This window comes from Bradyrhizobium jicamae (assembly GCF_018130215.1).
GTDB classification, from domain to species: domain Bacteria; phylum Pseudomonadota; class Alphaproteobacteria; order Rhizobiales; family Xanthobacteraceae; genus Bradyrhizobium; species Bradyrhizobium jicamae_A.
In genome coordinates this window covers 1-7,797 of the sequence record NZ_JAFCKQ010000095.1, presented here as the reverse complement: position 1 = coordinate 7,797, position 7,797 = coordinate 1, and the positions used below count along the sequence as shown (strand labels likewise).

The window sequence follows — 7,797 nt, the reverse complement described above, 5'->3', positions numbered from 1 at the left end:
GCATTCCCCAATGTCGACGACGCCGTCAGGGAATCACGAATCGCCCAAAAGCAAAACCTAAAACGCAAGAAAGCCAGGTCCAGCACCCCGCTTTCCTGCAAAATCGAATACTACATCAAGACCAATTCTGCTTATTTCTCAGGTCAATCCGCATTCTTCACGGACGACCCAATAACAATTACTTCTGCCGGAATGAATGGTTGAACGACATCAAGAGCGGCCCAACGATATAGTCGAACGCCGTGCGCTGTACCGTGGGGATTATCACGGTCGCCGGCATTCCCGGGTAGAGCCGAATGTTCGGCATGGCGGCAAGCTCGTCCTGATCGATCCGGACGAAGGCCGCGTAGTAGGGGTTATTCGCTTTCGGATCGGTCAATCGGTCGGCAGAGACTTGAATGACGTTGCCGTGAACGATCGGGACGATGCGCTGCTTATATGCAGTGAGATGAACCTCAGCTCGCATATCCGGATGCACGTCACTGATATCCTCGACCGCGACCTGGGCTTCGACTGTCAGTAAGTCGTCATCGGGAACGATGTCCAAGATTTTTTCACCTCGCTGAATGACGCCTCCGACCGAAAACACATTGAGGCCAACCACGCGGCCAGTGTAGGGCGCTCGGATCTCCATTCGGCTGAGGGCAGCCTTGGCATTCATCATCTTCGGGATGACCTCGAGCACTTTGGCCCTGGTATCGCGAAGATCCTTCGTGACCTCCGTCATGCGATCATTGTCTAGCTGTGCACTCTGCTGCTCCTGTTCCGCGATAGCCTGACGGGCCTTCGCAATACTCGCTTCCGCGTCAGCGGCCTGACCCTCCAGTCCGTAACCGGTCCTTTCAAGCTGGAGAATTCGCGGGCGAGCGATCTCGCCATGCTCGACCAGTGGCCGAATGTCCTTGGTCTCGGCTCGGACGGAATTTAATTGGTTCGTAAAAGATTTTACCTGCGCCTCGGTGCCCACGATTTGGGAGCCGAGCTGATTGATCTTTTCACGGATCATCCTACGGTGGCCTTCCAGCGCAGTGCGACGGCTTTCGAACTGACTGACCTGACCGTGCCAAACGCTGTTTAGGTATAGATCGCCCGAACGTGCCTTTAGATCCTCGGGCATAACCAGTTCGGATCCATGATTTAGCTCAGCCAACAGCCGCGCCTCAGTTGCGCGAAGCACAACATATTCCTCGGTGAGCACGTCGTATTCGGTCCGGGCCTGGATCTCATCGAGGACGATTAACACGTCGCCGGCGCGAACCTTGTCACCTTCCTTGACATGCAATTCTTTGACTATGCCTCCATCGAGGTGCTGGACGCTCTTGCGGTTGCCTTCAACCTTAACGACTGCATTGGCAACAACCGCGCCATTCAGGGGCGCAGTGACGGCCCATGTTCCTATGCCACCGAAGAAGACAGCAATGATCAGCCATCCTGTTAACGCCACTTGGCGTATAGAGTCACTCAGCGAAACATCCCCAATAACGCTCGTACGCCTGTCCGGAACCGGCGCTGGAAGCATTAGTGAGTTTGCACCATCCTCCATCCGAAATTCCTTAGTTAGTCGTTCCCTGGACTGCGTGGACTGGCACCGGCCGCATCAAGTGGGAGAGGATCTCGTTGCGCGGTCCAAACGCCTCAGCGGCTCCTTCGCGCAAGATTAGAATCTTGTCGACCGCACTAACCGTGGCTGAACGATGGGAAATGATAACCACCGTTGTTCCGCGCTTCTTCAGCTGCGTAATGCAGTCAGCAAGCGCTGCCTCTCCGTAAGAATCTAGGTTGGAGCTCGGTTCGTCGAGTACAACTAAAACGGGATTGCCGTAGATGGCGCGTGCCAAGCCAACACGTTGGCGATAGCCTCCGGATAGAATCGCCCCGCCTTCCCCTATCTGGGTGTTATAGCCATGAGGCAGCCGCAATATCATCTCGTGGACGCCTGCCATTTGGGCTGCCAGCACAATATCCTTGTCCTCACCGTCCTCGAACCGACAGATATTGGCTGCAACTGTATCGGCAAACAGCTCGATATCTTGAGGGAGATAACCAAGATGCTGGCCGAGCGACGACTTGATCCACGTCGATACGTCAGCCCCGTCCAGGCGAACGGCACCTGCCGAGGGCGCCTGCACGCCCACGATAAGGCGCGCCAGCGTGGACTTGCCAGCGCCGGAGGGGCCGATAATCCCCAGCACCTCGCCCGGCTCGATTTGGAAGGTAACGCCGCGCAGAATCGGCCTTGAAGTGCCGGGGGCAACAAAGGACAGCGCTTCGACCGAGACTTGACCTTTGGGCCGTGGGAGCGTCAGTCCAGCTTCAGAGGGCGGAATGGCTGCCAGCAACTCGCGAACGCGCAAGAATGCGCCTCGGGCTAAGACAAAACCGCGCCACGATCCAACGATCTGCTCGACGGGCTGCAACGCGCGGCCAAGCAAGATACTAGCGGCAAACATGGCACCAACGGTCGTCAGCCGCTCGATTGCGAGATAGGCGCCGAGACCGAGGATCAAGGATTGCATTGAAAGCCGCAGAAACCGGATGAGGCTCTGAATCGTCGCGGCTCGATCGCCCGCGGTAGTCTGGCGCTGTAGCATCCGATTCCGGTCCCGGCCCCAGCGTTTCAAGACCCCGGCAGTCATGCCCATCGCGCGCAACACCTCGCTGTTGCGTAGACTCATTTCGGTGAAATTGTAGCAGCGGGTTGCAGCCTCATTGGCTTCCGCGAGAGGAGGCTTGACGACCCATTCATTCAAAAAAGCCATCAAAATCAAAATGATGGAGCTCCCTAGGGCAAAGCCGCCCAGGAACGGATGCAGGAAGAAAATCACAGTGATATAGATAGGCGCCCAAGGCAGATCGAAGATAGCGTGGATACCGGTTCCGGTGATGAACTGACGGAAAGTGTCGAAATCACGTAGCAGCTGGCTGCGAGTGCCACCGAAGGTTGCAGATCGATCAATCATGGCAGTCATTACCCGCGGGGCGATCTTGCGGTCGAGGCGGATGTTAGTGCGCGTCAGTACGCGCGTTCGTACCGCGTCGAGACCTGCAAGCGCCCCGAACGCGAGCAACAGGGCAATCGTCAGCATGAGCAACGTTATCTCGCTACCGCTCGAGATAACGCGATCGTAGACCTGCAACATGTACAGCGGGCTGGCGAGGTAGAGCACGTTGATGGCCAGGCTGAATATCGCTGCGGTGGCGAAATAGCCTTGGCAAGCCTTCAACAATCCGCGTAGCTCGTCAGATCCCTTTGACGTCGCTTTCAAAGCTGTTGGCGGACCTCCGCCCCCTTAAACAATGACCTGCAAACCGTCTGGCGAGGAGCAACTTAAATCGAGATCACAACATATTTAAAACGCTATCACAACGTGCAGGCTGGCGAAAGCACCAAAGCAGCACGTGGCGATTAACCGCTCAGAAATTTAGCTTATTAATTTTTGGTTTTTTTGCCTATTGAACTATCAACCTTAATGCGACAAACTCTCGGGGTTTTATCCAGCTGTATAATGCTGAGGAGAGTGTCATGCCTAATTTGCCCCTTCCCCTCCAACAAGATGTCGTCATTCAGAATCATACGACCGGACAGGTGGACTTTCTCGAGTATTCTGGGAACACGCTAGTAGCGAGTAATGCGCCACCGACACTCGCACTTGGTGCCGATTGGAAGGTCGTCGGATCTGAGGCCAGTACGATGGCGGGGGCCGCGACCGAGCTTGTGACTCAGAGCCAAAGCACCGGGCAGGTAAATTTCCTGTTCCTTGACACCCACGCCAATCTCGTCGCCAGCTCGATGGGCAGCGTCGTGCCGCATATAGTTGGCCTCGCCAATGATTTTTTTGCTGGCGGCGGTCAGGTCGGGCAGACAGCGGTCTCGCAGTTGGCAGACGGCTCGCTGGACCTTCTAGGTTTCAATGCGGCGGGGACGCTGGTTCAGAGCGATCTGATCACAAACTCCGTCGGCTTGCCCCATGCAGTCGGGGTTGCAGCTGGCAATGCAAGTGTTCAGACGATTCAGACGACCCAAGGGTTTCCAACGAACGACGTCGTCGTGACACAGCTTGCAGATGGCTCCGTCGACTTTCTTGGATTCACCGGCACCTTCGCTGCTAAAAACGTTGCATTTACCGCGAGCTTGCTCGTTGCCGGCTCGGCAGGAACCCCCCCGATCGGGGCCGTCAACCAAAATATTGCTCAAAACTTTAACGAACGGGACCCCACCACCGGCACCGAAGGGATCCACACCATCTCACAATTGCCCAGCGGGCAGCTCGATGCGGTGTTCTTCGACTCGGGCATCAACGACACCCAACATGCTGGCACGGAGTATGCTTCTACGTTGTTCAACCAGCCTTTCTCAGGTTGGGATGTCGTTGACGGCGGCGTCACTGCTCATAATCTCTTTCCAATCAGCTAAGAGATATAGAATATGACTTTGTGATAACCGCCTCTCGTGCCGAAGGTCGCAAGAATTTAGCTCATCGATCAGGACACAAGTTTCGGGGCGCGTTATGCCGCGCTCGCTCCGCCAACAGCTGCGGCGCGGGCGCGCGTACGTGTTCGAGCCATCAGCTGCTCATCTAGGACGCGGACTCATTAAGGCGCAGCCATAGCCTGATTGACGTGAGTTGAACGAAGGCAAGGTAGTTAGCGGCGAGTCTGTTGTAGCGCGTCGCCACCCGACGACATTGTTTGATCCTGTTGAAGAACCGCTCGACCTGGTTGCGAGCGCGGTAGAGATAGGGGCTGAAGCAGATCGGATCGCTGCGATTGCTTTTCGGCGGGATGTTGGCCCACGCGCCCTTCTTCATGGCAAGCTCTCTGATCCAGTCGGCATCATAGCCGCGGTCGGCAAGCAGCATTGACCCAGATTTGAGGCGAGACAGCAGCTTTCCTGCAAGTCGAACGTCGTGTGCCTCGCCGGGGCTCAGCGCCAGCCGTACCGGCAGACCATTGCCATCGACCACTGCATGGATTTTGCTCGTCAAGCCGCCGCGGGACCTTCCCATCGATTGGCGCTGGTTCCTTGTGATGCAGGCTCCATGCTGATGCACGCGGACAATGGAGGTGTCGATCATCTGGACAGCGGCATCATGGGCAGTGGCAAGCGCTTCTATGATGCGGCCCCAGACACCGGCCCGCCGCCACCTGACGAAGCGGTTGTAGCAAGTGGTGTACGGACCAAACGCCTCGGGCAGGTCACGCCAAGGTGCTCCGGATCGCAGGACCCAGAAGATGCCATTCAGGACCCGTCTGTCGTTTACCCTGGGAATGCCACGCGGCTTGTTCGGCAGCATCGGCTTGATGGCGGTCCATTCATAGTCGGCGAGTTCGTAGCGCATGATTCGAGCCCTCAGTTCGGGAGTTTGAATCACGGCAGTCCGGCCAAACGCAACGCTCCTGGCCCGAGCCTGGTACGGCGCTTACGGACAGGAGCGGACATCAACCAGCCCGCAATCTCTGCCAAAACCGTCGAAAATGACCCAAAGCCGACCTCGACTAACTGAGTCGCAAAGTCGCTTGCGGATTAGGGCACCCGTGCGTCCATCTCGGGGTGCAACACCATGCTCTCCTGCGCGGTCGCCTCGTTGCGCGACCCGACGAAGACAGAGGCGCCGCGCCGCGATTGACCGCGACATGCAACACGTTCGCCGGGATGTAAACGAAGTCGCCAGGCCGGACAGCCTCGCAGTGCTCAAGCTCATCTCCGGTCCAAAGCTCCAGCACGTCGCCGCTCATCATGTAGAGCGCGGTTTCGTGGTGCTCGTGCACATGCGCCTTCGTGCGGCCACCCGGCGGCAGTGCCATCAGGCCGAGCCAGATCACCTGTGACCCGGTCGTTTCAGCGCTGACGCCAGCCCGGTAGTCCGAGCCTTGCTGGACCCGGTGCGCCGGCGCGGCCTTCACCACCATCCCCACACGGCTGGTTGTGGCGGCTGGCTCCACCCTTGTTGCACTTGCGTTGCTCATTGTTCTCTCCCTTGGTTTGATCGATGATGAGAGAATGCCGCCCGTCCACGCAGGTGGCCTCGAAAGGCACTCCGAAAAGTTCCGAATTGTTGCGAATAACAGCTACCCAGCATTCAGGCGCGCCGCTACGCTTGTCCAATGCAGCGGCTTACCTTCGGCCCCTTCATGTTCGAATCCGCGCGCGGCGTGCTGCTGCGTGACGGACGACCAATGCCGGTCAACCAGAAAGGCATTCGTCTTCTTGCCGCGCTGCTGCTTGCGCCCGGCGAGGCCGTCTCCAAGACCGCACTGATGGATGCGGCGTGGCCCGGGACTGCCGTCGAGGAAAGCAACTTGTCGGTCCAGATCGCGGCGCTGCGCAAGCTGCTCGGCGCGGACCATGATGGCGGCGAATGGATTGCGACGGTCCCGCGCGTTGGCTACCGATTCGCCGGCGCGGTGTCGGGCGCAGATACGCCGAGCGAGAGCGCCGATGCCGCCGATGTTCGGCCGCTGATTGCAGTGCTGCCGTTCGGTATCGTCAGCGAAGAGCCAGGCAAGGAATATCTAGCTGACGGCATCACTAACGACATCATCACCGCGCTCGCGCGCTATCGCTGGTTTCGCATTGTCGTCCGCGGCTCGGCTTTCGCGCTTCGAGACAAGGCCGCCGATCAGCTCGGCGCGCGCTATGCGCTTCACGGGAACGTGCGCCATGCAAGAGAGCGGCTGCGCATCTCGGCACAATTGATCGACACCCGCGACGGAGCGCACCTGTGGGCCGAGCGCTATGATCTCGCGATGGCGGATGTGTTCGCAATCCAGGATGAGATCGCCGAGCGCGTCGTCGGCGCGATCGAGCCTGAGCTTCTCAAGAGCGAGTCGCGCCTGGCGATCGTGCGCAACACTGGCAATATGACGGCGTGGGACCTTGTTCGGCAAGGCATGGTATTTTCACAAGGTGACGCGTGAAGGGCATCGGGCCGCGCGCGACCTGTTCCGCCGTGCCTGTGCGGGAGATCCGGACCTCTCGGAGGCATATGCATGGCTCGGCCGGGTGAGCGCCGGCACAATCGCTTATGGGTGGAGCGACGATGTTGCCGCCGACGGGCGCGAGGGCACGCAGGCTGCGATCCGTGCGGTCGCCCTCGATCCGCGTGACCCGTATGCGCACTACTCTTTCGCCATCGTGAGCTGTTACGTGGGGTCAGCCAACACCGGCGCGCTCGCGGCGCAGAGCGCGATCGATCTCAATCCAAGCTTCGCACTCGGCCACCTCGTGCTTGGTATGGCGCGATTGTTCGACGGCGATGCCAGTCGCGCTGTTGCACCGTTGCGGCACGGTCTCACGCTCAACCCGAATGATCCGCAGAACGTCGCGTGGCACATCCTGCTGGCCTACGCCGAACTGCTAAGCGATATGCCGGACAAGGCATTCGAAAGTGCGAACCGGGCGCTGGCCTTGCGTCCCGTGTTCGGCCCGACGTTCGAGGTGCTGTGCTGCTGCACAACGGCACTCGGGCGTCACGACGACGCACGCCGATGGGCAGAACGCCTGAAAGATGTTAATGGCCCGGAAGGCCACTTCATTGAGCCAATTAGAGCCAGTCAGCCCGAGTACGACAAACGCATAGTTCGGCTATTGCAGAAGGCAACCGCGTGAACCAACATGTCCGCCTCTGGCACATCGCGACATATTGCGCTGCCTCGGTCGCTATAGGGGCAAAGCGGACATTGCTTTCGTCGCATCACGCCGCCGGGTTTATGAGTGCAAGGCCTTCTGTAATGGGCCCGATGATGTCAAGCCTCCCGAGTGAACGTCACGCCGCCGAGCTCATGCTTCTGTCCGTG

General features: G+C 58.7%; 8 protein-coding genes. 4 read left to right on the top strand and 4 right to left on the bottom strand.

All coding sequences use genetic code 11. From position 1 onward, the window contains the following. Positions 1-204, top strand: a 204-nt coding sequence (locus JQ586_RS39785; RefSeq protein WP_212400078.1) for a hypothetical protein, incomplete at its 5' end; no start/stop codon positions are given. Here JQ586_RS39785 and JQ586_RS39780 read toward each other — a convergent pair. Both JQ586_RS39780 and JQ586_RS39775 read right to left on the bottom strand, forming a co-directional pair. After that, positions 179-1,543: an HlyD family type I secretion periplasmic adaptor subunit gene (locus JQ586_RS39780; protein ID WP_249148682.1), complete on the bottom strand. Its 1,365-nt coding sequence runs from the start codon at positions 1,541-1,543 to the stop codon at positions 179-181. The two genes, JQ586_RS39785 and JQ586_RS39780, sit on opposite strands and share 26 nt — an antisense overlap. Positions 1,544-1,553: 10 nt before the next feature. After that, positions 1,554-3,227, bottom strand: a complete 1,674-nt coding sequence (locus JQ586_RS39775) for a type I secretion system permease/ATPase (protein ID WP_212400077.1) — start codon at positions 3,225-3,227, stop codon at positions 1,554-1,556. Between the two features lie 296 nt (positions 3,228-3,523). Between JQ586_RS39775 and JQ586_RS39770 the strand changes: the two genes are divergently transcribed. Next, positions 3,524-4,414: a hypothetical protein gene (locus JQ586_RS39770; RefSeq protein WP_212400076.1), complete on the top strand. Its 891-nt coding sequence runs from the start codon at positions 3,524-3,526 to the stop codon at positions 4,412-4,414. A gap of 163 nt (positions 4,415-4,577) precedes the next feature. On the opposite strand, the gene JQ586_RS39765 is transcribed toward JQ586_RS39770, so the two are convergent. Both JQ586_RS39765 and JQ586_RS39760 read right to left on the bottom strand, forming a co-directional pair. Continuing rightward, a complete protein-coding gene (locus tag JQ586_RS39765; RefSeq protein ID WP_212400075.1) occupies positions 4,578-5,339 on the bottom strand; it encodes an IS5 family transposase in 762 nt (253 codons plus the stop codon). Between the two features lie 157 nt (positions 5,340-5,496). Next, positions 5,497-5,967 (bottom strand): cupin domain-containing protein, encoded by a 471-nt coding sequence (locus tag JQ586_RS39760; protein ID WP_312017091.1) that lies wholly within the window; start codon positions 5,965-5,967, stop codon positions 5,497-5,499. A gap of 138 nt (positions 5,968-6,105) precedes the next feature. On the opposite strand from JQ586_RS39760, the gene JQ586_RS39755 reads away from it, so the two are divergent. Next, positions 6,106-6,918 (top strand): winged helix-turn-helix domain-containing protein, encoded by an 813-nt coding sequence (locus JQ586_RS39755; protein ID WP_212400074.1) that lies wholly within the window; start codon positions 6,106-6,108, stop codon positions 6,916-6,918. Beyond that, complete coding sequence (locus JQ586_RS39750; RefSeq protein ID WP_212400073.1) at positions 6,878-7,609, top strand: tetratricopeptide repeat protein; 732 nt, start codon at positions 6,878-6,880, stop codon at positions 7,607-7,609. The genes JQ586_RS39755 and JQ586_RS39750 overlap by 41 nt, the downstream gene beginning before the upstream one ends. Positions 7,610-7,797 lie beyond the last annotated feature (188 nt).